Genomic DNA, 22,018 nt, shown 5'->3' with positions numbered 1-22,018 from the left:
CCCCGACGGCTCGCGGAGGTGTGCGTACCGCGGGTGTAACGGCGCGGGCCGGGCGGCGAAACACGGTCGTCGGAGGGTGGGGGCATGCAGCCCTCCCCCGCCGTTCCGGCCGCCACGCCCACCCACTGTCCGTACTGCGCGCTCCAGTGCGGCATGGGCCTGGCGCGCGGCGCCGGTGGTGTGGAGGTGGTGGAGCGGCCCGAGTTCCCCGTCAACGCCGGCGCGCTGTGCGGCAAGGGCCGTACGGCGCCCGAGGTGCTCTCCTCCCGGGTGCGCCTGACCGAGCCCCTGGTCCGCTCCCACGCCACGGGCGGGCTCGTACCGGCCACCTGGGAGGAGGCCCTCGACCGCGTCGCCGACGGGCTCGCCCGCACGCGCGCGGCGCACGGCGCGGACGCGTGCGGGGTGTTCGGCGGCGGGGGGCTCACGAACGAGAAGGCGTACGCGCTGGGGAAGTTCGCGCGGGTCGTGCTGGGGACCTCGCAGATCGACTACAACGGGCGGTTCTGCATGTCGTCCGCCGCGGCGGCGGGCCAGCGGGCGTTCGGCCTCGACCGGGGTCTGCCGTTCCCGCTGGCGGACGTATCCCGCACCGGGTGCGTGCTCCTCGTCGGCTCCAACCTGGCGGAGACCATGCCGCCCGCGCTGCGCCACCTGACCGAGATGAAGGCGGGTGGCGGCACGCTGATCGTCGTCGACCCGCGCCGCACCCGCACCGCCGTCCACGCCGACCTGCACCTGGCGCCGCGCCCCGGCACGGACCTGGCGCTCGCGCTCGGCCTGCTGCACCTGGTGGTGGCCGAGGGCCGGGTGGACGAGGCGTACGTCGCGGAGCGCACCACCGGCTGGGAGCAGGCGCGGGCGGCGGCGATGGCGCACTGGCCGGAGTACGTGGAGCGGATCACCGGCGTGCCGGTGCCGCAACTCCGGGAGGCGGTACGGCGGTTCTGCGCGGCGGAGCACGCCATGGTGCTGACCGCGCGCGGGCCCGAGCAGCAGGCGAAGGGCACGGACACGGTGGCCGCGTGGATCAACCTGTCTCTGGCGACGGGCCGTCCGGGCCGCCCGCTGTCCGGGTACGGCTGCCTCACCGGCCAGGGCAACGGGCAGGGCGGCCGGGAGCACGGCCAGAAGGCCGACCAGCTCCCGGGCTACCGCAAGCTGACCGACCCGGCCGCGCGGGCCCATGTGGCGGGCGTGTGGGGCGTCGACCCCGAGACGCTGCCGGGGCCCGGGCGGTCGGCGTACGAGCTGCTGGACGCGCTCGGGGGTGACGTGCGGGCGCTGCTGCTCATGGGCTCCAACCCGGTGGTGTCGGCGCCGCGGGCCGCGCACGTGGAGGAGCGGATCCGGTCCCTGGACTTCCTCGCCGTGGCGGACGTGGTGCTGTCGGAGACCGCCGCGCTCGCGGACGTCGTGCTGCCGGTGACGCAGTGGGCCGAGGAGACGGGGACGGTGACGAACCTGGAGGGGCGGGTGCTGCTGCGGCGCAAGGCGGTGGACCCGCCGGCCGGGGTGCGCACCGACCTCGCGGTGCTGCACGGGCTCGCGGAGCGGCTCGGGCACGGCAAGGGGTTCCCGACCGACCCGGAGGAGGTCTTCGAGGAGCTGCGCCGGGCCAGCGCGGGCGGGGCCGCGGACTACTCGGGCATCACGTACGGGCGGCTCGCCGAGGGCGTCGGCGAGGGCGTGTTCTGGCCGTGCCCGGCCGGGGCCGGGGACGCGCCGCGGGAGGCGGGGGTGGCGGACGGTGCCCCGCACGGGGCCGGGGCGGCAGGCGGTGCCCCGCACGAGGCAGGGGTGGCGGGCGGTGCCCCGCACGAGGCCGGGGTGGCGGGCGGTGTGCATCCGGGGACGCCGCGGCTCTTCCTGGAGCGGTTCGCGACCGAGGACGGGCGGGCCCGGTTCGTGCCGGTGACGCACCGGGAGGCCGCCGAGGAGCCCGACGCGGAGTACCCCGTGCTGCTCACCACCGGGCGGGTGCTCGCCCAGTACCAGTCCGGGGCGCAGACCCGGCGCGTGGCCGAGCTGAACGCCGCCGCGCCCGGCCCCTTCGTCGAGCTCCACCCCCGGCTCGCGGCGCGGCTCGGGGTCGCCGACGGGGAGCGGGTGGCCGTGGTGTCGCGGCGGGGCCGGGCGGTGGCCCCGGCGCGGGTCACGTCCGGCATCCGGCCCGACACCGTGTTCATGCCCTTCCACTGGCCCGGGGAGGGGCGGGCCAACACGCTGACGCACCCCGCGCTGGACCCCGTGTCCCGGATGCCGGAGTTCAAGGTGTGCGCGGTGCGGCTGGAGAGGGCTCAGTAGCCCGGCCAGGCGTGGGCGCGCAGCGGTGTCGCCGTCGCGCGCAGGCGGGCCGCGAGGCGGGGGGCCGCCACGTAGACCCAGGCCCGGGCCGTCGTGCCGTCCGCGCCCAGGACGTCACGGGCCGCGCGGACGTACAGGCTCCGGGGATCGCCGGGCGTGTACTCCTCCAGGCGGTCGAGGTCCGCGAGCAGCGCGGGGTAGGACTCGGGCCGCGCGGTCAGCAGGTCGCCGTGGACGGGGCCCGCGCCGGGGGCCTCCACGGCGTACGGGTAGCCGGGGCCCGCGTAGAGGGCGGTGTCCGGGAGGCGGGCGGGGGTGGCCGCGCCGACGCGTCCGCGTACGAAGGCGGCGTGGTGGCGCCCGCCGGGGCGCAGCGTCCCGTACACGAAGAACGGCAGCGGGGCCTCGGTCACGCGGTCGTCTCCGTCGCGACCCAGGCGAGGTAGGCCGCGCTGCCGCGGGTCACGGGGGTGGCGATGATCTCGGGGGTGTCGTAGTCGTGGGCCTCGCGGAGCCAGGACTCCAGGGCCTCGTACCGCTCGTCCGTCGTCTTCAGGAACACCTGCCACTCGGCGGCCGTCTCGACGGCGCCCTCCCAGCGGTAGACGGAGGTGACGGGGCCGCTGATCTGCGCGCAGGCCGCGAGGCGGGCCTCGACCGCGCCGCGCGCCAGGGTGTCGGCCTTGTCGGCGGCGTCCGTGGTGGTCAGGACGAGGAGGACGGCGGGGGTGGTGGTCGGGTGGGTCACGGCCGGGGGTCCTTTCGGGGGGCGGGCGTCGGGTCGGGGTGCGGGGGCGAGGCCCGGGGGCTCTGGGCTCTGGGCCGAGGGTGCTCGGTGCGTGGTGCGCCGTGCGCCGTGCGCCGGTGAGGCTACCGGCCAGGCCGAAGGTCCTGACGCCGGGTTCCGTCCGCATTCGTCCCTGGCTGTTACACAATCTCCCGGTTTCCGTGATGCGCCCTCCTTAGCGTCGGTCGCAGGTGGCCGGTCCTCGCCGAAGCACGGACCGGCCGGCCGCCGTCCAGCCGCCGTCTCGCCCCATGGGTTCCGCCATGATTCCGCGTCTCCGCCTTCTCCTGGGTCCGCTTCTCGCCGTTCCGGCCGCCGCCGCGCTCTGCGCCTGCGGGGCCTCGGACGGGCTGGTCGCCGGGGAACCGGTGGCGCCGGTCGCGGCGCAGCCGAGCCCGGAGCCGCTGTGGCCCGACTGGTCGGGTGCCGCGTCCCAGGCGCCGGGCACGGACACCGGGTCGAAGGCGCCGCCACCCGAGCCGCTCGACGGGGTCCGGGTCGGGCCCGGCGGGCTCGCGAAGGTGGACGTGCGCGAGCTGCTGCGCGCGGATCCGCGGCTGCGGCCGCTGGCCGGTCGCCCGTCGGCCGCGGCGCCTGGGCGCCCGGGCATCCGGCCGCCGGCGTCCGCCGACCTGACCGGCGACGGCAGGCCGGAGCGGCTCGTGGCGATCGACCTGGAGGGCGGGCGCACGGCGCTCACCGTGTACGCCGCACGCGGCGGCCGGGTCCACCCGGTGCTCTTCACCGTGGGCAGGCGGCTCTCCGTCGACCTGCTCGGTACGGATCTCCTGGTACGCGGTTCCTGCGCGGAGGGCGGTGAACAGGCCGTGCGCTACCACTGGGACGGCACGCGGATGTCCGCGGTCAGCGACACGAAGCGCTACGAGAAGCGCAAGGAGCGCGAGAAGCACGACAGCGGTAAGAAGCACGACAGCGGTGAGAAGCACGAGAGCGGCGGGGACCACGAGAGCGGCGGGGAGCCGGGCCGGACGCGGGGAACCCGCTCGTGACGTCCGGACAGATCCCTCACATGGACGGCCGTACCCCTCCGACGCCGCGCGCCCACGACACCCGCGCGCGGGCCCGTACCCCCGCACGGGCCCGCGCGCGGCAGGTGCTCCGGCGCCTCGCGTGCGCGCCCCGGCGCGCACGCGCCGCGCTCAACTCGCTCGGGCTGCGCTGGAAGATCGCCGCCCTGCTCGCCGCGGGCTGCGCGGTCGTGGCCGTCGCCATCGGGCTTCTGGTGCACCACGCGCGGCTCGACCAGGTGAGCGCGAGCGCGCGGACCGGGGCGACCGCGCAGTTGCTGCGGGTACGGCAGCTCTACGAGCTGACGGGCCGGGTCGACCACGGCGGTGGCCGCGACGGCACGGACGCCGCCGTCGACGCGCCCGGCCTGCCGGGGCCGCTGCGCGCGGCGGCGCTCTCCGGGCACCGGGGCACGTATCTCGACCTGGACTCCGACGACCCGGCGGTGTGGGCGGCGCGGCGGCTCGGCGGCGACGGCGGTCACGTGCTGTCGGTACGCCTGTCCCTGCGCGACCAGGCCGGTGAGATGGCCGCGTTCGACCGGCGGCTGCTCGTGTCGGGAGCCGTGGTCGTCGCGCTGGCCGCGCTCGGCGGGGCCGCGCTGGCCAGCCGCCTCAGCCGGGACCTGCGCACCGCGGCCGCCACCGCCCGGCGCATCAGCCAGGGCGAACTCGACGCCCGGATCGGCCATCCGCTGCCGCCCGGCCACCGGCCCGGCCGGAACGAGGTCGCCGACCTGGCGACGGCCGTGGACACCATGGCCGCCTCGCTCCAGCGGCGCCTGGAGGCCGAGCAGCGGTTCACGGCGGACGTGGCGCACGAGCTGCGCACCCCCCTGACCGGCCTGCACACCGCGGCCGAGCTGCTGCCGCCGGGCCGCCCCACGGAGCTGGTGCGCGACCGGGTGGCCGCGCTGCGGGCGCTCACCGAGGACCTCCTGGAGGTGGCGCGGCTCGACGCGGACGCCGAACGGCCCGACCTGGACGTGCACCCGCTGGGCACGCTCGTCGAGGCGATGGTGCGGCGCGCGGTGCTGTCGGGGCAGTGCACGGGCGAGGGCCTGCGGTTCGGCCGCGGCGAGGAGCGGCTCGTACGGACCGACGCGCGGCGCCTGGAGCGCATCGTGGCGAACCTGGTCACCAACGCCCGCAAGCACGGCGGCGCCCCCGTCGACCTGCGCGTCGACGGCGCCGTGGTGACCGTGCGCGACCACGGGCCCGGTTTCCCCGAGCACCTGCTGCGCGAGGGCCCGCGGCGGTTCGGGACCGGCGCCCGCGAGCGCGGGCAGGGCACCGGGCTCGGCCTGACCATCGCGTTCGGGCAGGCCGCGGCCATCGGCGCCCGGGTGGAGCTGGCCAACGCGCCGGACGGGGGCGCGGTGGCGACGGTGCGGCTGCCGGAGGCGTGACCCGCGCCGCGCCCCGGCCCGCCCGGGTCCGCCCGGCACCCCCGGTACCCCCGGGCCGCTCCGGGGCCGGGTCAGCTCCCGTAGGGGCGTACCCGCTTGGCCGCCCGCAGGGCCCAGGCCCACCACGCGAGCTGGTCCAGCATCGTCTTCGCGGCGGCGTCGGCGGCGGCCGGGTCCTTGTGGGTGCCGTCGTCGTCGAAGAGGGCGCCCGCGTTGTGGAAGGAGACGGTCTCGCGGATGGTGACGGCGTGCAGCTCGGCGAGGACCGGGCGCAGGTGCTCGACCGCGCGCAGGCCGCCCGAGAGGCCGCCGTAGGAGACGAAGGCGACGGGTTTGGCGTGCCACTCGGGGCCGTGCCAGTCGATGACGTTCTTCAGGGGCGCGGGGTAGGAGTGGTTGTACTCGGGGGTGAGGACGATGAAGGCGTCGGCGGCGGCGAGTTTCGGGGTGACCTTGGCGAGCTCGGCGCGGGTGCTGCCGGACGGGCGGTAGGACAGGGACGTGGGCAGGTCGACGTCGGCGAGGTCGACGACGTCCACCTCGAACCCCGCGTGGTCCCGCACGTGCCGCAGCAGCCACTCGGCCACGACCGGGCCGAAGCGCCCCTCGCGGTTGCTGCCGACGACGACGGCCACCTTCACGGGGGTCGCGGCCGAGGTAGTGAGGGCGGAGGCGACGGCGGTGTCGGGGGTCGCGGCAGCGCCGGAGGTGACGGGAGCAACGGAAGAAGCAGGAGCAGCGGAAGCCGGGACGGCTGTGGTGGTGTTCATGCACCCAGGTTCGTAGTTGAACCTTGGTTTAAGTCAAGCGGCTTCCGTCGCTACGCTGTCGCCATGACCTCGCACCTCGCACCGGGCGCCAAGGAAGCCACCGTCGGCGAGCTCGCCGAGCGCAGCGGAGTGGCGCCCTCCGCCTTGCGTTTCTACGAGCGCGAAGGGCTCATCAGCAGCCGCCGCACCGCCGGGAACCAGCGCCGCTACAGCCGCGACACGCTGCGCCGCGTCGCCTTCATCCGCACCTCGCAGCGGCTGGGCATCCCCCTCGCCACCATCCGCGAGGTGCTCGGCCTGCTGCCGGACGACCGTACGCCGACCCGGGAGGACTGGGCGCGCATCTCCGAGTGCTGGCGCGAGGACCTCGACAAGCGCATCCGCACCCTGGAGCGGCTGCGCGACAACCTCACGGAGTGCATCGGCTGCGGGTGCCTCTCGCTCGCCAAGTGCGCCCTGTCGAACCCGTGGGACGAGCTGGCCGCGCACGGGCCGGGGCCACGCCGGCTGCTTGAGGACTGACTGGCGGGGGCCCGCGGCGGGCGGGTCCGTACGGTTGCCGTCATGACGACACCGAACCCCGCCGACGTACGGCGGCTGGAGATCGACGGCGCCCCGGCCACCCCCGCCCAACTGCGGCAGCGGGCCCTCGACGGCTACGGGCACTTCACGGCGATGCAGGTCAGGGGCGGCCGGGCGCGCGGCATGGCGCTGCACCTGGCCCGCCTCGACGCGGCGACCCGGGAGCTGTTCGACCAGGGGCTCGACGAGGACCGGGTGCGCGCGGCGATCCGGCACGCGCTCGCCGGGGACGGCACCCCCGAGGGCGGCCTCCTCCTGGACGCCGCCGTACGCGTCTACGTCCACGCGCCCGAGGGCGTGCCGTCCCTGATGGTCACCGTCCGCCCGCCCGTCGAGCTGCCCGCGACCATGGCCGGGCGCGCCCAGTCCCTGAAGTCCGTGCCGTACGTCCGGCCCGTCGCGCACATCAAGCACCTGGGCGGTTTCGGGCAGGCGTACCACCGGCGCCGGGTGGGGCGCGCGGGCTTCGACGAGGCGCTGCTCACCGGGCCGGACGGGGCGGTCAGCGAGGGCGCGGTGACGAACGTCGCCTTCTTCGACGGCCGCGAGGTCGTCTGGCCGGACGCGCCGCACCTGCGCGGCGTCACCATGGGCCTGCTGGAGCCCCGCCTCGCCGACGCCGGTCTGCCCACGCGGCGGGGCCCGGTCCTCCTGCGGGACCTGGGGGCCTACCGGGCCGCGTTCGTCACGAACTCCTGGGGCGTGTCACCCGTCCGCCGCGTCGACGACCACGACTTCCCTCTCGACGAGGAGCTGATGGCGACCGTGTCCGAGGTGTACGAGGGGGTGCCCTGGGACGAGATCTGAGGCGAGATCCGCGACGGGGGCCGGGGCGGGTCCGGGGGCGGTCGCCGGGGCGGGGCCGGGGTGATCGCCGGGGCGGGTGGTCGCCGGGGCGGGTCCGGGGTGGGGTCACCCGTTCACAGGTGCCGCGCCGCACCTTCGGATTCTCTCCCCCGACACGCCGGTGACCTGCTGGAACGTATCCGTCGGAGCGTCAGAAAGCGGGACGCGCCGGGTTTTCTGATGGTGCATCAGCAGGCGTGCGGGGCGGAGGGCACGTTACCTCGACAGTGCGTACCGCCCCCAGGCCCGACAGGAGCAAGCACCATGCGCACTGCCCGCCGACTGTCGAGAACCGCCGCGCTCGCCGTCGCCTCCGCGGTCCTGCTCGCCGCCCCCGCGTCCGCCGCCCCCGCGGGCGGCCTCGACGTCACGCCGTCGCCCGTGACGCCCGGCACCACCGTCACGGTGCGGACGACCGCGTGCGGCACGGACGGCACGGCGGCGGGCGACGCCAGCGCGGTCGGCGCGGGCACGTTCACGCTGACGTCCGCCGCGGGCGCGCGGGAGGCGGCCGGGCGGTTCCAGGTGCCGCCGTCGGCGCAGCCCGGGACGTACGAGATCGTGGCGCGCTGCGCCTCGTCGGGGGGCCGCCAGGTCGCGGGTGACCTGACGGTGACGCTCACCTCCACGGCGGCCGCGCGCGAGCGGGACCCCGTGCACCCGAGGGGGCATGTGAAAACGGGAGTCGGGGGCGCGCTCGGCCCCGACCCCGTGCAGACCGCGGCGGGCGTGGCTGCTCTCGCCGTCGCCGCCGCGGGCGGTACCTGGCTCCTGCATCGCCGGGCGAGAGGCGACAGGTTCTGACGGACACCCTCCGCTGTCCGCGGGTACCGCCGTCCCCTCCCCCCGCCGGCCGCCCCGTCCCTCGCGGCCGTGGCGGAGGGAGGGGCCCCGACCAGCCGCCGGCCCCGGCCCCGGTCCGGTCTCGTTCCGGACCTCGACCCCGTCCCTGACCCAGCCCTCGTCCCTGATCGTGCCTCCGCCCCTGATCGTGCCTCCGCCCCTGATCGTGCCTCCGCCCCTGGCCGCGAACGCGACCTCGATTCGACCTCGACCCCGAGGGGACGCCATGGCCCACCGCCCCCGCGCGCCGCGCGGCAGGACCGGCACCGCGCTCATAGCCGTCGGCACCGCCCTCGCCCTGTGCGGCGGGGCGTGGCTGGTGCACAGCGGCACGGCGCAGCACCCGCCGCCGCAGCCCTCGGCCGCGCAGGCCGCCTCGCCCGGGGTCGGGGCGGCGCCCGAGGCCGCGCCGCTGCCGCCCTCGCCGCCCGACCGCGTCCGCATCCCCGCCATCGGCGTGGACGCGCCGCTCATGGGGCTCGGCCTGACCCGGCAGGGCAGCCTCGACGTGCCGCCGCCGCGGCACAAGAACCTCGCCGGGTGGTACGAGGCGGGCACCACGCCCGGCGAACGCGGTACGGCCGTCATGGCCGGGCACGTCGACAACGCGGACGGGCCCGCCGTCTTCTACCGCCTCGGCGCGCTGCGGCGGAACCAGGTCATCGAGGTGGAGCGGCGGGACGGCGGGGTCGCGCTCTTCGCGGTGGACGCGGTGGAGGTGTACGACGCCAAGCGGTTTCCCGACCGGAAGGTGTACGGGGCCGCTGCGCGGGCCGAGTTGCGGGTGATCACCTGTGGGGGCGCGTACTCGAAACGGACCGGGTACCAGGGGAACGTGGTGGTTTTCGCCCACCTCACCGGGGCTCGGTAGGCGCGGCCGGGGCCGGCCGGGGTGCTGCGCCGCTCCGCGGCGGGGTGCTTTCCCACCCACCCGCCCGTTGCTCGGCGCCTCACCCGTCGGGATCGTGCGCCGCTCCGCGGCGAGTGGTTTCCCGCCCGCCCACCCGTTGCTCCGCACCTCACCCCCGAGGCCCTAAGCCACCCACTGCTCATAAGCCATCTTCGTCACCAACCCCACCACCGTCACCAACAGCACCACCCGGACGAAGCCGCTCCCCCGCTTCAGGGCCGTGCGGGCGCCCAGCGTGCCGCCCGCCAGGTTGAACGCGGCCAGGAGCAGGGCCAGTTGCCACAGGACGGCGCCCTGCCAGGCGAACATCGCCAGGGCGCCCGCGTTGGTGCAGCAGTTGACGATCTTCGCGTTGGCCGAGGCCTGGACCAGGTCGAGCCGGAGCACCGCCGTCAGCGCGAGCACGAGGAACGTGCCGGTGCCGGGGCCGATGAGCCCGTCGTAGAAGCCGATGCCGACGCCCGCGATACCGATGGCGGCCAGGATCCGGCGCGGCGGCAGCGGGCCCGTCGCCGGGGCTGTGCCGAAGTCCGGCCGGAAGATCACGAACGCGCCCACGCCGACGAGCACGGCCATGATGACCGGCTTGAGCACCTCGGTGCTCATCCCCGCGGCGAAGAACGCGCCGCCCATGGAACCGGCGAGCGCGGCGAGGCCGATCCGGGCGGCCGTCGGCACGTCGACGGGGTCCCTGCGGACGTACGTCACGGCCGCGCCGGTCGTGCCGACGATCGCCACGGCCTTGTTGGTGCCGAGCGCGGTCGCGGCGGGGGTCGAGCCGGGGAGGCCGAGCAGCAGCGCGGGCAGGAGCAGCAGGCCGCCGCCGCCCACCACGGCGTCGATCCAGCCCGCCGCGAGGGCGGCGAGGCACAGGACGACGACGGCGGCCAGGGGTATGTCAGGCATGATCGCGACCCTAGCCCCGGGCACTCCGACACACGCAACCCCTTACATCGCCACCGCCCCCTGCACCCCTTCCGCCCCAACAGCACCCATGTCACCGCCCGTCACGGGTGGGCGGGTGGGAAAGCAAGCCCGGCCAGCACCCACGTCACCGCCCGTCACGGGTGGGCGGGTGGGAAAGCAAGCCCGGCCAGCACCCATGCCACCACCCGTCACGGGCGGGCGGGTGGGAAAGCACGCCGGGCAGCAACCCCCACCACCCCCAGCCCTAAAACCCCCCTCACACCCACCCCCCGCCCGCCCGGAGGTCACCGTTCCCCGGGGGAAACACGCGGGCCCCCGCAGGGAAACACCGCCCCCGCAGGCTGCGGGGCATGACCACTTCATCCGAGGCCGAGGCCGAGACCGAGGCCGAGGCGCGGGCACCCGGGCCGGTCGTCGTGCTGGGCGCCGGGCTCGCGGGGGCCCGGCTCGCGGCGCGGCTCGGGCCGGACGCGCTGCTGATCGGGGAGGAACCGCACGCCCCGTACAACCGCGTCCTGCTCACGGACGTGCTCGCGGGACGGCTCGGCCCCGAGGTGATCGCCCTGCCCGCCCCGGCCAGGTACCACCGGACGCGGGCGGTGCGGATCGACCGCGCCGAGCGGGTGGTGCTGTGCGAGGACGGCTCCCGCGTGCCGTACGGGACGCTGGTGCTGGCCACCGGCGCGAACCCGGTGCTGCCGCCGCTGCGCGGCCTGTTCGCGCCGGGTGACAGGGAACTGCCGGGGGGCGTGCACGCGTTCCGGACCCTCGACGACTGTCTGGCGCTGTCGGCCGCCGCCCGGCCCGGCTGCCGTGCCGTGGTCGTCGGCGGCGGGCTGCTCGGCGTGTGCGCGGCCCGCGCGCTCGCCGGCCGGGGCGCACACGTGGTCCTCGCCCAGCAGGGCGACCGGCTGATGGAGCGGCAGCTCGACCCGGCCGCGTCGGAGCTGGTGCGCCGGCATCTGACGGGGCTCGGCGTGGAGGTGCACACGGAGTGCCGGGTGCGGGGCGTCGGCCGGAGCGGGGGCCGGGTCACCTCGGTGGAGCTGGCCGACGGCTATGTCCTTGAGACCGATCTGACCGTGCTGGCCTGCGGTGTCCGGCCCCGTACCGGCCTGGCCCGCGCGGCGGGCCTCGACGTCCGCCGGGGCGTGGTCGTGGACGACGCCCTGCGCACCAGCGACCCCCGTGTCCACGCCATCGGCGACTGCGCCGAGCACGCGGGCCGGGTGCCCTGCCTGGCCGCGCCCGCCCTCGACCAGGCCGACGCGCTGGCCGCGGCCCTGACCGCGCCGGGGTCCGCCCGGCCGTACGCGGGCACCCGCTCGCTGACCCGGCTGACGCTGCCGGATGCCGAACGCCCGCTGGACATCGCCGCGTTCGGCGAGCCCGAGCCCCGCCCGGACGACGATGTGCTGCGGCTCGCCGACGCCACGCGCGGCACGTACCGCACGGTCGTGGTGCGTGGCGACCGGCTCGTCGGCGGGGTGCTGCTCGGCGACCTCGCGGCGGTCGGCGCCCTCGCCCGCGCCTGGGAGGCGGACGAGCCCCTGCCGGACGACGGCGCCCCGCCGCTGCACCTGCTCACCCACGACGGAGGCCACTGACATGCCCACCGACATGCCCGCTGACTCGCCCCACGGCCTGCCCGACGGTCTGCCCGACGGCCTGCCCGCGGATGCGTCCGCCGGCCTCCCCGCCCTCGTCCTCGTCGGCCACGGCATGGTCGGCCAGCGCTTCCTGGAGGAGCTGGCCGAGCGCGGGGTCACCGCCACGCACCGCGTGGTCGTACTGTGCGAGGAGCCGCGCCCCGCCTACGACCGCGTCCAGCTGACCTCGTACTTCTCGGGGCGGACGCCGGACGACCTCTCCATGACCGACCCCGCTTTCCTCGCCCGGCACCGGATCGAGCTGCGGGTCGGCGACCCGGCCGAGCGCGTCGACCGCGCGGCGCGGACGGTCACCGCCCGCTCCGGGTTCACCGTCACGTACGACACGCTGGTCCTGGCCACCGGTTCCGCGCCGTTCGTGCCGCCGGTGCCCGGCAGGGACGCCACCGGCTGCTTCGTCTACCGCACCGTCGACGACGTCCTCGCCATCGAGGAGTACGCGACGCGGCACGCCACGGCGGGTGCCGTGGTCGGCGGCGGGCTGCTCGGCCTGGAGGCCGCGGGCGCGCTCCAGGGGCTCGGCCTCGCCACGCGCATCGTGGAGTTCGCGCCCCGGCTGATGCCCGCGCAGGTGGACGAGGGCGGCGGCGCGGCACTCCTGCGCACCCTCACCGGGCGGGGCCTGACCGTGCACACGGGCGTCGGCACGCAGGAGGTGCTCACGGACGGCGCGGGGGCCGTGACGGGCATGCGGCTCTCCGACGGCTCGGAGGTCGCCACCGACATGGTGGTGTTCTCCGCCGGCGTGCGCCCCCGCGACCAGCTCGCCCGCGACTGCGGCCTGGCGGTGGGCGAGCGCGGCGGCGTCACGGTCGACGAGCTGTGCCGCACGAGCGACCCGGCGGTGTACGCGATCGGCGAGTGCGCGCAGGCCTGCGACGGCCGCGTGTACGGCCTGGTCGCCCCCGGCTACGAGATGGCGCGCACGGCCGCCGAGGCCATCGCCTCCGGTACGGGGCGGGCGTTCACCGGGGCCGACATGTCGACCAAGCTGAAGCTGCTCGGCGTGGACGTCGCCTCGTTCGGCGACGCGCACGGGGCGGCCGAGGGCTGCCTGGACGTCGTCTACGCCGACTCGCGCTCGGGCACGTACAAGAAGCTCGTCGTCGGCGCGGGCGGTGAACTGCTCGGCGGGGTCCTGGTCGGCGACGCCGAGGCGTACGGCACGCTGCGGGCGCTGACCGGGCAGGTGCCGCCGGTCCCCGCCGAGCAGCTCGTGCTCCCGTCGGGCGCGGGCGACGCGAAGGCGCTCGGCCCCGAGGCGCTGCCCGGCGACGCGGTGGTCTGCACCTGCCACAACGTGACGAAGGCCGCGATCCAGGCCTGCGCGTCGCTGCCGGAGGTGAAGAAGTGCACCAAGGCCGGGACGGGCTGCGGCAGTTGCGTCAAGCTGGTCGGGCAGCTCCTGCCCGCGTCCGGCGACGCGGGGCTGTGCGGCTGCTTCCCGCACACCCGCGCCGAACTGTACGAGATCGTCCGGGTGCGCCGCGTCACGTCGTTCGCGGAGCTGCTCGACACGCACGGCCGGGAAAAGGCGCGCGGCGGCGAGGGCTGCGAGACGTGCAAGCCCACCGTCGGGTCGATCATCGCCTCGCTCGCCCCGGCCATCGGCGCCGACGGCTACGTCCTGGACGGCGAACAGGCCGCGCTCCAGGACACCAACGACCACTTCCTCGCCAACCTCCAGAAGAACGGCTCCTATTCGGTCGTGCCGCGCGTGCCCGGCGGCGAGATCACCCCGGAGAAGCTCATCGTGATCGGCGAGGTGGCCCGCGACTTCGGCCTCTACACGAAGATCACGGGCGGTCAGCGCATCGACCTGTTCGGGGCGCGCGTCGAGCAGCTGCCGCTGATCTGGGCGCGGCTCGTGGCGGCGGGCTTCGAGTCCGGGCACGCGTACGGCAAGGCGCTGCGCACGGTGAAGTCCTGCGTCGGCTGGACCTGGTGCCGGTACGGCGTGCAGGACTCGGTGCGCATGGCCATCGACCTGGAGCTGCGCTACCGGGGCCTGCGGGCGCCGCACAAGCTGAAATCGGCCGTGTCGGGGTGCGCCCGGGAGTGCGCGGAGGCCCGCTCGAAGGACTTCGGCGTGATCGCCACCTCCGGCGGCTGGAACCTGTACGTCGGCGGCAACGGCGGCGCCACCCCGCGCCACGGCGACCTGCTCGCGCAGGACCTGGACGACGAGCAACTGGTGCGGATCGTCGACCGGTTCCTGATGTTCTACATCCGTACGGCGGACCGCCTGGAGCGCACCTCGACGTGGCTGGAGCGGATCGAGGGCGGCGTCGACCACGTGCGCGAGGTGGTCGTGGACGACTCGCTCGGGCTGTGCGCGGAGCTGGAGGCGCTGATGGCCGAGCACGTCACGCACTACCGCGACGAGTGGGCGGCCACCCTCGACGACCCCGAGCGCCTGGCCCGCTTCGTGTCGTTCGTGAACGCGCCCGGCGCCCCCGACCCGATGGTCGCCTTCGTCCCCGAGCGCGAGCAGATCAAGCCCGACCTGCCCCTGCTGACCCTCGGTCCCCGCCGCACCGCCGACCTGGAAGGAACCCCGGCCTCATGACGACCTCCACCGTGACCCCGCCCTCCCCCGCCGTCCCGGCCCCGGCGGCCGGCGGCGCGAGCGTCCAGCTGCGCCTGGACGGACGCTGGCTGACGATGTGCGCGGCCGGTCTGCTCACCCCCGGCCGCGGCGTCGCCGTGCTGCTGCCGGACGGGCGGCGGCAGGCCGCGCTGTTCCTGGACCGCGCCGGGCGGGTCTACGCCGTCGACAACCGCGACCCGTTCTCCGGCGCGGCCGTGCTCTCGCGCGGGCTGCTCGGCTCGGCGGGCGGCCGGGTGTTCGTGGCCTCGCCCCTGCTCAAGCAGCGGTTCGACCTGGTGACGGGCGCGTGCCTGGACGACGACGAGGTCCGGGTGGGCGTGTACGAGGTGCGGCTCGCGGCGTAGCCTCGGCGCATGACGGACTGGAGCGCGCACGACATCCCGGACCTCAGTGACCGTGCGGCGGTGGTCACCGGCGCCAACAGCGGCATCGGCTACTGCACCGCACGCGAACTGGCCCGGCGCGGCGCCCGCGTGGTGCTCGCCTGCCGCAGCGAGGAGCGCGGCTCCGCCGCCCTGGCCCGGCTGTTCTCCGACGTGCCGTCCGCCGATGCCGCGCTGTGGCGCCTGGACCTCGGCGACCTGGGCTCCGTACGGGAGTTCGCGGAGCGCTACGACCGCGAGCGCGGCGGCCGCCTCGACCTGCTGGTCAACAACGCCGGTGTGATGGCCCTGCCGCACCGGCGCACCGCCGACGGGTTCGAGGCGCAGTTCGGCGTCAACCACCTCGGGCACTTCGCGCTCACCGGGCTGCTCCTGCCGCACCTGCTGCGGACACCCGGCGCCCGGGTGGTCACCGTGTCGAGCATGCTGCACCTGCTCGGCAACGTCGACGTCACCGACCTCAACAGCGACCGCCACTACCGCCGCTGGCTCGCCTACGGCCGGTCCAAGTCCGCGAACCTGCTGTTCACGCACGAGCTGGCGCGGCGCGCCGCCGCCGCGGGCGCGGACCTCGTCGCCGCCGCCGCGCACCCCGGCTACGCCGCGACGAACCTCCAGGCGGCCGGGCCCCGGCTGGAGGGCCGCAGGGTCCGCGAGACCGTCATGACCGCCGCCACCCGCGTGGTCGGCCAGTCGGCCGCGGCGGGCGCCCTGCCCACCCTGTACGCGGCCACGGCCCCCGGGGTGCGCCCGGACTCCTTCACCGGCCCCCGCGTCCTCGGCTGGCGCGGCACCCCCACCCCGTCCCCCCGGGCGAGCTGGACCCGGGACGACCGCGTCTCAACCCGCCTGTGGGAGGCGTCGGAACAACTGACGGGCGTCCGCTACGACGACACCCCGAAGCCCGCCTGACGGGTGAGCGCCCCGAAAGGGGCGCGGGGAACTGCGCGAGCAACCACGCACGGCCCGCGGACAGCACACAACCCCCAGCCCCAACGGCGGCGCACTACATCCCCGACACCTCAAAAACGGCCCGAGCCCTACCACGCTCAACCCGCGCCACGAGCTGGCCAAGCTCACAAGCTCCGGTACGCAACAGCCCCGACCGCACAGCCGCCCGCGCTCCCCCGTCGAGCCGGTGCAGCAGCAGCGGGTTGTCCGCCAGGACCCTCGGGTCGAACTCGACCCGGTGCCCCAGCGAGTCCCGCAGCACGAGCCGCGTGGCGACGGTCTCCGAGACGTGCACGCTGGTCAGCAGGTTCGTGCACACGTGCCGCCGCCGCAGCGGACCGCGCACGGCGATCCAGCCGGGGCCCGCGGTGACGCGTACCGGGTGCAGGACGACGTACAGGAGTACCGAGAGCGCCGCCCACAGGACGGCGCGGGCCGCGCTGAGCGTGCCCGCGGCGTAGTCGACGAGGTCGATCAGGGCGAACAGCGCGACCGCGCAGAGGACGGCGGCCCGCAGGTCGGCCGCCCAGCGCCGGTCGGCCACCACGTCGTCCGGGCCGGGCGGCCGGTGCCCGCGCACCGGCCCGCGGGCCGCGCCGATGCGTGCCGCGGCACGGGTTCTCCAGTCACATCCCATGAGCGCACCGTAAGGTCGGCCCCCCGTCCCGTCAGCGGCGTTGACGGAGCGCATACACATCCGTGGTGTGCCTTGACGAGACGCTGACGAACCTCTTAACAACTCGTCAAGAAGGTGCCCGTGCCCGCAAGGGAACCGCCAAGAGGTGGTGCCGGGCCCGGTGCCCGCGCCGACGCTGTGGACGGCCGATCACCGGCCGACCCGTCGCGAAAGGCAAGGCACCCACCATGACGACCGTTTCCGAGCGCCCCGGCGCCCCGGCCATCGAGGAGCCCCCCGATACCGGCCCCGGTGTGCCGGACTCCGGCGAGCGTCACCGCCTGACCGCGGTGCAGGGCCTCGCCGCCCTGTCCCTGGACGCGATGGCCTCCGTCGCCTACGGGCCCGAGGCCGTCGTGCTGGTGCTCGCCGCGGCCGGCGGCCACGGGCTGGGTTTCACGCTGCCGGTGACGCTCGCGATCGCCGCCCTCCTCGCCGTCCTGGTCGCCTCCTACCGCCAGGTGATCGCCGCCTTCCCGGACGGCGGCGGCTCCTACGCCGCCGCGAAGACGCACCTGGGCCGCCGCACCGGCCTGGTCGCCGCCGCCTCGCTCGTCCTCGACTACGTGCTGAACGTGGCCGTCGCCGTGACCGCCGGGGTCGCCGCGCTGACCTCCGCCTTCCCCGGTCTGTACGGGGACCGGCTGTGGCTGTGCCTGGGCGTCCTCGCGCTGATCACGGCGGTGAACCTGCGGGGCGTCGTGGACTCGGCGCGGGCGTTCGTCGTGCCGACGGCCGTGTTCGTCGGCGCGATCCTCACCGTGGTGGCGGTCGGGCTGTTCCGGGACGGACCCGTCTCCACCGAGGCCGCCGCCGGGCACGCCTCCGTCCTGGCCGACAACACCACCGCGGTGGGCGCGCTGCTGCTCCTGAAGGCGTTCGCCGCGGGCTGCTCCGCGCTCACCGGGGTGGAGGCCATCGCCAACGCCGTGCCGTCGTTCCGCGCGCCGCGCGTCCGGCGGGCCCAGCGCGCGGAGGTCGCGCTCGGCGCGCTGCTCGGCGTGATGCTGATCGGCCTGTCCGTGCTGATCTCCCGCTTCGGGCTCCAGCCGGTCGAGGGCGTCACCGTCCTCGCCCAGCTCACGGACGCCTCGCTCGGCCACACCTGGGCCTTCTACGTGGTGCAGTGCGCCACGGTGGTCCTGCTCGCGCTGTCCGCGAACACCTCCTTCGGCGGGCTGCCCGTCCTGATGAGCCTGCTGGCCCGGGACAACTACCTGCCGCACGTGTTCGCCCTGAAGGCCGACCGCCAGGTCCACCGCCACGGCGTGCTCGCGCTCGCCGTGGCGGGCGGGGCCCTGCTGGTCTTCTCCGGCGGGGACACCAACACGCTGGTGCCGCTGTTCGCCATCGGCGTCTTCGTCGGCTTCACGCTCTGCCAGACGGGCATGGTCCGGCACTGGCGCGCGGCGGGCCGGCCCGCGAAGGCCCTGCTCAACGGCTTCGGCGCGGTGCTGACGGGGGTCGCGGCGGTCGTCGTCACCGCCACGAAGTTCACCGCCGGCGCCTGGCTGATCGTCCTCGCGCTGCCCGCGATCGTGTGCGTCTTCGAGGCCGTGCACCGCGCGTACGGGCGCATCGGCGAGGGCCTCGGCCTGGGCCGGGTGCCCGAGGCGCCGCGCCGCGACCACTCCCTGGTGGTCGTCCCGGTCTCCGGCCTGTCCCGCCTCACCCACGAGGCGCTCAACGCGGCCGTGTCCCTCGGCGACGAGGTGCGGGCCGTGACCGTCACACACCCCGACCCCGAGGACCGCGCGGCCGCGGCGGCGCTGCGCTCCGCCTGGGAGCGGTGGAACCCGGGCGTGGACCTGGTGGAGCTGCCGTCGCCCGCGCGCACGGTGGGGCGGCCGGTGGCCGCGTACGTGCGGAGGGTGTACCGGTACCACCCCGGGACCCGGGTCACCGTCCTGATCCCCGAGGTGGAACCGGCGCACCTGTGGGAGCGGCTCCTGCAGAACCAGCGCGGCGCGGTGCTCGCCCACGCCGTCCGCCGCGACACGGACGCCGTCATCTGCCGCCTGCGCTTCCGGCTGCCTCCTGGCCGCTGAGCGGCACCTTTCGTCTGGCCGCAATAGAGCTGTCGTAATCCCCCTGCATGGTTGATCGTTGGGCCCGACACGTACCCGTCGATCCACGCAGGGGGACACGTCATGACCATCAGTCGCAGGACACTGCTCGGCACGGGCGCGGCGCTCGGGCTGCTCACCGCGTGCGGGTCGAACACCGGCCGCGGCGGCGGGGGTTCGGGCGGCGACGGGCCCCGCCTCTCGCACTGGTACCACCAGTACGGCGAGGCCGGGACCGAGCAGGCGGTCAAGCGGTACGCCGCCGCGTACGACGAGGCGGACGTCCGGGTCCAGTGGCGCCCGGGCAACTACGACGAGCAGACCGCCGCGGCCCTGCTCACCGCGTCGGGCCCGGACGTGTTCGAGGTCAACGGCCCGACGCTGGACCAGATCCGCGGCGGCCAGGTCGTCGACCTCACCGACCTCCTGGACGGCGTCAAGGACGACTTCAACCCCGTCGTGCTCGCGCCCAAGACGCACGAGGGCCGCGTCTGGGCGATCCCGCAGGTCGTCGACGCGCAGGTGCTGTACTACCGCAAGAGCCTCCTCGCCGACGCGGGCCTGAAGCCGCCCCGGACGCTCGACGAACTCGTCGACGCGGCAAAGGAGTTGACGACGAAGAAGACCAAGGGCCTCTTCCTCGGCAACGACGGCGGCGCGGGCGTCCTCGGCGGCACCCCGCTGCACGCGGCGGGCCTCTCCCTCGTCACCGACGACGGCAAGGTGGGCTTCGACGACCCGGCGGCCGCCCGGGCGCTCGCCAAGGTGCGCGAGCTGTACGCGGCGAAGTCGCTGCTGCTCGGCGCGCCCTCCGACTGGTCGGACCCCTCGGCGTTCGTCCAGGAACTGACGGCCATGCAGTGGTCGGGGCTGTGGGCGCTGCCCGCCGTGCGGAAGGCGTTCGGCGACGACTTCGGCGTCCTGCCGTTCCCCGCGGACGGCCCCGGCGGCAGGCCCGCCGTGCCGGTCGGGGCGTACGGCGCCGCCGTGAGCGCCCGTACGAAGCACGAGCGGGCCGCCAAGGAGTACGTGAAGTGGCTGTGGGTCGACAAGACCGACTACCAGCGGGACTTCGCCCTGAGCTACGGCTTCCACATCCCCGCCCGGCGCTCCCTGGCCGCGAAGGCCGACGCGCTCACCGAGGGCCCGGCCGCCGACGCCGTGCGCTACTCCACCGAGCACGGCTACGCCGAGCCCCTGCTGTGGACGCCCGCCAGCCGCACCGCGTACCAGGACGCGCTCAGCCGCGTCATCAAGTCCGGCGCGAACCCGGAGCGCGAGCTGCGGTCCGTCGTACGGAAGGTGTCGGCGGAGCTGGAGCGCGTGCGGAAGAGGTCCTCGTGAGGGCACGCGGCGCGGGGCCCGGCCGGGCGGGGCGCGTGGAGGGGCCCGGCCGGGCGGGGCGCGCGGAGGGGCGCCGGGGCGGGTCCGGCTCCGGCGCGCGGGCCCCGCTCGCGCGCCGGCTCGCGGGCCCGCAGAATCGGAACCTCTGGTTCTGGGTCTTCGTCGGCCCCTTCGCGCTCGGCCTGCTCGTCTTCACGTACGTACCGCTGGGCTGGAGCGTCTACCTCAGCTTCTTCGACGCGCACAACACCGTCTCGCCCACCGAGTTCGTCGGCCTCGACAACTACACGACGATGCTGAGGGACGAGGCGTTCACCGACAGCCTGTGGACGTTCGCCGTCTTCACGGTCTTCATCGTGCCGACGACGTTCGTGCTCTCCCTGTCGCTCGCGCTGATGGTGAACCGGCTGCGCCGCGCGCAGGCCTTCTTCCGCTCGGTGTTCTTCCTGCCGGCGGCGTGCAGCTACGTCGCCGCGGCCCTGATCTGGAAGATGTCGATCTTCAACGGGGTGCGGTTCGGGCTCGCGAACACCGTGCTCGGCTGGTTCGGCGCCGACCAGACGGCGTGGCTGTCGACCACCGACCCGCCCTGGTACTGGCTGGTCGTCGTCACCGTACGGCTGTGGCTCCAGGCCGGGTTCTACATGGTCCTCTTCCTGGCGGGGCTCCAGCGCATCCCGCCCGTCCTGTACGAGGCCGCGGCCGTCGACGGGGCCAGGCCCGGCTGGCAGGTGCTGCGCCACATCACGCTGCCGCAGCTCCGGGCCACGTCCGTGGCGGTGGTGCTGCTCCTCGTCATCAACGCCTTCCAGGCCTTCGACGAGTTCTACAACCTGCTCTCCGACGCCCGCGGCTACCCGCCGTACGCCCGCCCTCCGCTCGTCTACCTCTACTACACGGCGCTCGGGCAGGGGCAGAACCTCGGCCTCGGCAGCGCCGGCGCGGTGCTGCTCGCACTGATCATCGCGGTGGTGACGATCGGCCAGGCCCGCTGGTTCGGGCTCGGCAGGACCGACGGGAAGGGAGCCTGAGACATGCACGACGCGTGGGTGCGCGTGGGGCGGGCGCTGCGCCTGGCCCTGCTGATCGCCCTGGCCCTGCTGTTCCTGATCCCCTTCTACCTGCTGGTGCGCAACGGCCTGTCCGCCGAGGCGGACATCACCTCGCCCGACTGGACGTTCTTCCCCTCCACGCTGCACTTCTCGAACGTCACCGAGCTGTTCCAGGACTCCACCGTCCCCATGGCCCGCTCGCTGCTCAACTCGGCGGTCATCGCGGTCCTGATGACCGCGGGCACCCTGCTGCTCGCCTCGCTCGCGGGCTACGGCCTGGCCCGCATCCCCTACCGCTACGCCGACCACGTGTTCTACGCGATCCTGGCCACGATGATGGTGCCGGCCGCCGTCACCTTCGTGCCGAGCTTCGTCCTGGTGTCGTCGCTCGGCTGGATCTCCACCCTGCGCGGCCTGATCGTGCCGACGCTGTTCTCGGCGTTCGCCTGCTTCGTCTTCCGCCAGTACTTCCTGGGCTTCCCGCGGGAGCTGGAGGACGCGGCGCGGGTGGACGGCCTCGGCTACTGGCGCACGTACTGGCGCGTGGTCGTGCCGAACGCGCGGCCGGTGTTCGCGGCCGTCGGCACGATCGTGTTCATCGGCGCCTGGAACTCCTTCCTGTGGCCGCTGGTGATCGGCCAGGACCGGGACGCCTGGACGGTCCAGGTGGCCCTGGCCTCCTTCACCACCTCCCAAGTGATCCGGCTGCACGAGCTGTTCGTCGCGGCGGCGGTGTCGATCGTGCCGCTGCTCGTGGTGTTCCTGTTCTTCCAGCGGTGGATCGTGGCGGGGGTCGGCGAGGTCTTCGCCGCGGTCGACCAGGACGGCGTCGAGGGCCTGACGCTGATCGAGCCCG

Annotated in this window: 20 protein-coding genes; 15 read left to right on the top strand and 5 right to left on the bottom strand. The window is 75.3% G+C overall.

The window, feature by feature from the left end; genetic code table 11:
• Positions 1-84: 84 nt before the first annotated feature.
• Positions 85-2,307, top strand: coding sequence for a molybdopterin oxidoreductase family protein (locus tag QK440_RS25305; RefSeq protein ID WP_282795505.1), 2,223 nt, complete (start codon positions 85-87; stop codon positions 2,305-2,307).
• Here QK440_RS25305 and QK440_RS25300 read toward each other — a convergent pair.
• Entirely contained in the window at positions 2,301-2,720 is a 420-nt protein-coding gene (locus QK440_RS25300) for a gamma-glutamylcyclotransferase family protein (protein WP_282795504.1), read from the bottom strand. The two genes, QK440_RS25305 and QK440_RS25300, sit on opposite strands and share 7 nt — an antisense overlap.
• Complete coding sequence (gene cutA / locus QK440_RS25295) at positions 2,717-3,055, bottom strand: divalent-cation tolerance protein CutA (RefSeq protein WP_282795503.1); 339 nt, start codon at positions 3,053-3,055, stop codon at positions 2,717-2,719. The genes QK440_RS25300 and cutA overlap by 4 nt, the downstream gene beginning before the upstream one ends.
• 302 nt (positions 3,056-3,357) lie before the next feature.
• On the opposite strand from cutA, the gene QK440_RS25290 reads away from it, so the two are divergent.
• Together QK440_RS25290 and QK440_RS25285 are read left to right on the top strand one after the other, a co-directional pair.
• Positions 3,358-4,104 carry a hypothetical protein gene (locus QK440_RS25290; protein ID WP_282795502.1) on the top strand — a complete coding sequence of 249 codons (747 nt, stop codon included), beginning with the start codon at positions 3,358-3,360 and terminating at the stop codon, positions 4,102-4,104.
• 20 nt (positions 4,105-4,124) lie between these two features.
• The gene (locus QK440_RS25285; protein WP_282795501.1) at positions 4,125-5,531 is read left to right on the top strand and encodes a HAMP domain-containing sensor histidine kinase; all 1,407 of its coding nucleotides are present in this window, start codon (positions 4,125-4,127) and stop codon (positions 5,529-5,531) included.
• A gap of 71 nt (positions 5,532-5,602) precedes the next feature.
• Here QK440_RS25285 and QK440_RS25280 read toward each other — a convergent pair whose 3' ends face one another.
• Positions 5,603-6,301, bottom strand: coding sequence for an NAD(P)H-dependent oxidoreductase (locus QK440_RS25280; protein ID WP_282795500.1), 699 nt, complete (start codon positions 6,299-6,301; stop codon positions 5,603-5,605).
• Between the two features lie 63 nt (positions 6,302-6,364).
• On the opposite strand from QK440_RS25280, the gene soxR reads away from it, so the two are divergent.
• The 4 genes from soxR to QK440_RS25260 all read left to right on the top strand — a co-directional run bounded on the left by soxR (position 6,365) and on the right by QK440_RS25260 (position 9,443).
• A complete protein-coding gene (gene soxR / locus QK440_RS25275) occupies positions 6,365-6,823 on the top strand; it encodes a redox-sensitive transcriptional activator SoxR (protein WP_282795499.1) in 459 nt (152 codons plus the stop codon).
• 42 nt (positions 6,824-6,865) lie between these two features.
• The gene (locus QK440_RS25270; protein ID WP_282795498.1) at positions 6,866-7,690 is read left to right on the top strand and encodes an aminotransferase class IV; all 825 of its coding nucleotides are present in this window, start codon (positions 6,866-6,868) and stop codon (positions 7,688-7,690) included.
• Between the two features lie 303 nt (positions 7,691-7,993).
• Positions 7,994-8,533 (top strand): hypothetical protein, encoded by a 540-nt coding sequence (locus tag QK440_RS25265; protein ID WP_282795497.1) that lies wholly within the window; start codon positions 7,994-7,996, stop codon positions 8,531-8,533.
• 265 nt (positions 8,534-8,798) lie between these two features.
• On the top strand, positions 8,799-9,443 hold the full coding sequence (locus QK440_RS25260; protein ID WP_282795496.1) for a class F sortase: 645 nt from the start codon (positions 8,799-8,801) through the stop codon (positions 9,441-9,443).
• Between the two features lie 162 nt (positions 9,444-9,605).
• On the opposite strand, the gene QK440_RS25255 is transcribed toward QK440_RS25260, so the two are convergent.
• Complete coding sequence (locus tag QK440_RS25255; RefSeq protein ID WP_282795495.1) at positions 9,606-10,388, bottom strand: TSUP family transporter; 783 nt, start codon at positions 10,386-10,388, stop codon at positions 9,606-9,608.
• Between the two features lie 371 nt (positions 10,389-10,759).
• On the opposite strand from QK440_RS25255, the gene QK440_RS25250 reads away from it, so the two are divergent.
• From QK440_RS25250 to QK440_RS25235, 4 genes are read left to right on the top strand one after another with little or no spacing between them, the layout of a single operon-like run.
• Positions 10,760-12,016 (top strand): FAD-dependent oxidoreductase, encoded by a 1,257-nt coding sequence (locus tag QK440_RS25250; protein ID WP_282795494.1) that lies wholly within the window; start codon positions 10,760-10,762, stop codon positions 12,014-12,016.
• Position 12,017: 1 nt separating this feature from the next.
• Positions 12,018-14,648: a nitrite reductase large subunit NirB gene (gene nirB, locus QK440_RS25245; protein WP_282795493.1), complete on the top strand. Its 2,631-nt coding sequence runs from the start codon at positions 12,018-12,020 to the stop codon at positions 14,646-14,648.
• Entirely contained in the window at positions 14,645-15,034 is a 390-nt protein-coding gene (gene nirD, locus QK440_RS25240; RefSeq protein ID WP_282795492.1) for a nitrite reductase small subunit NirD, read from the top strand. Before nirB ends, nirD begins: the two co-directional genes overlap by 4 nt.
• Before the next feature lie 9 nt (positions 15,035-15,043).
• Positions 15,044-15,985 carry an oxidoreductase gene (locus QK440_RS25235; RefSeq protein WP_282795491.1) on the top strand — a complete coding sequence of 314 codons (942 nt, stop codon included), beginning with the start codon at positions 15,044-15,046 and terminating at the stop codon, positions 15,983-15,985.
• A 94-nt stretch (positions 15,986-16,079) separates the two neighbouring features.
• Here the strand turns inward: QK440_RS25235 and QK440_RS25230 are convergent, their stop codons facing one another.
• The gene (locus tag QK440_RS25230; RefSeq protein WP_282795490.1) at positions 16,080-16,661 is read right to left on the bottom strand and encodes a hypothetical protein; all 582 of its coding nucleotides are present in this window, start codon (positions 16,659-16,661) and stop codon (positions 16,080-16,082) included.
• A gap of 227 nt (positions 16,662-16,888) precedes the next feature.
• Here QK440_RS25230 and QK440_RS25225 point away from each other — a divergent pair, with 227 nt between their 5' ends.
• From QK440_RS25225 to QK440_RS25210, 4 genes are all read left to right on the top strand, one after another.
• Positions 16,889-18,748: an APC family permease gene (locus QK440_RS25225; protein ID WP_282795489.1), complete on the top strand. Its 1,860-nt coding sequence runs from the start codon at positions 16,889-16,891 to the stop codon at positions 18,746-18,748.
• A 102-nt stretch (positions 18,749-18,850) separates the two neighbouring features.
• Complete coding sequence (locus QK440_RS25220; RefSeq protein ID WP_282795488.1) at positions 18,851-20,110, top strand: sugar ABC transporter substrate-binding protein; 1,260 nt, start codon at positions 18,851-18,853, stop codon at positions 20,108-20,110.
• 182 nt (positions 20,111-20,292) lie between these two features.
• The gene (locus QK440_RS25215; RefSeq protein ID WP_282795523.1) at positions 20,293-21,141 is read left to right on the top strand and encodes a sugar ABC transporter permease; all 849 of its coding nucleotides are present in this window, start codon (positions 20,293-20,295) and stop codon (positions 21,139-21,141) included.
• 3 nt (positions 21,142-21,144) lie between these two features.
• Positions 21,145-22,018 (top strand): carbohydrate ABC transporter permease (locus QK440_RS25210; protein ID WP_282795487.1); only part of this gene is annotated, 874 nt, incomplete at its 3' end.

The organism is Streptomyces sp. CC224B (assembly GCF_030010595.1).
In the GTDB taxonomy this organism is placed as follows: domain Bacteria; phylum Actinomycetota; class Actinomycetes; order Streptomycetales; family Streptomycetaceae; genus Streptomyces; species Streptomyces longispororuber.
Note: the sequence above shows the minus strand (reverse complement) of the source record. Positions and strands in the feature narration are given on the sequence as shown.

Bases quoted from the DNA above. Each gene is read 5' to 3' on its own strand.
- QK440_RS25305 (WP_282795505.1), top strand. From the start codon at position 85: ATGCAGCCCTCCCCCGCCGTTCCGGCCGCCACGCCCACCCACTGTCCG.
- QK440_RS25290 (WP_282795502.1), top strand. From the start codon at position 3,358: ATGATTCCGCGTCTCCGCCTTCTCCTGGGTCCGCTTCTCGCCGTTCCG.
- QK440_RS25285 (WP_282795501.1), top strand. From the start codon at position 4,125: ATGGACGGCCGTACCCCTCCGACGCCGCGCGCCCACGACACCCGCGCG.
- QK440_RS25280 (WP_282795500.1), bottom strand. From the start codon at position 6,301: ATGAACACCACCACAGCCGTCCCGGCTTCCGCTGCTCCTGCTTCTTCC.
- soxR (WP_282795499.1), top strand. From the start codon at position 6,365: ATGACCTCGCACCTCGCACCGGGCGCCAAGGAAGCCACCGTCGGCGAG.
- QK440_RS25270 (WP_282795498.1), top strand. From the start codon at position 6,866: ATGACGACACCGAACCCCGCCGACGTACGGCGGCTGGAGATCGACGGC.
- QK440_RS25265 (WP_282795497.1), top strand. From the start codon at position 7,994: ATGCGCACTGCCCGCCGACTGTCGAGAACCGCCGCGCTCGCCGTCGCC.
- QK440_RS25260 (WP_282795496.1), top strand. From the start codon at position 8,799: ATGGCCCACCGCCCCCGCGCGCCGCGCGGCAGGACCGGCACCGCGCTC.
- QK440_RS25255 (WP_282795495.1), bottom strand. From the start codon at position 10,388: ATGCCTGACATACCCCTGGCCGCCGTCGTCGTCCTGTGCCTCGCCGCC.
- QK440_RS25250 (WP_282795494.1), top strand. From the start codon at position 10,760: ATGACCACTTCATCCGAGGCCGAGGCCGAGACCGAGGCCGAGGCGCGG.
- nirB (WP_282795493.1), top strand. From the start codon at position 12,018: ATGCCCACCGACATGCCCGCTGACTCGCCCCACGGCCTGCCCGACGGT.
- nirD (WP_282795492.1), top strand. From the start codon at position 14,645: ATGACGACCTCCACCGTGACCCCGCCCTCCCCCGCCGTCCCGGCCCCG.
- QK440_RS25235 (WP_282795491.1), top strand. From the start codon at position 15,044: ATGACGGACTGGAGCGCGCACGACATCCCGGACCTCAGTGACCGTGCG.
- QK440_RS25230 (WP_282795490.1), bottom strand. From the start codon at position 16,661: ATGGGATGTGACTGGAGAACCCGTGCCGCGGCACGCATCGGCGCGGCC.
- QK440_RS25225 (WP_282795489.1), top strand. From the start codon at position 16,889: ATGACGACCGTTTCCGAGCGCCCCGGCGCCCCGGCCATCGAGGAGCCC.
- QK440_RS25220 (WP_282795488.1), top strand. From the start codon at position 18,851: ATGACCATCAGTCGCAGGACACTGCTCGGCACGGGCGCGGCGCTCGGG.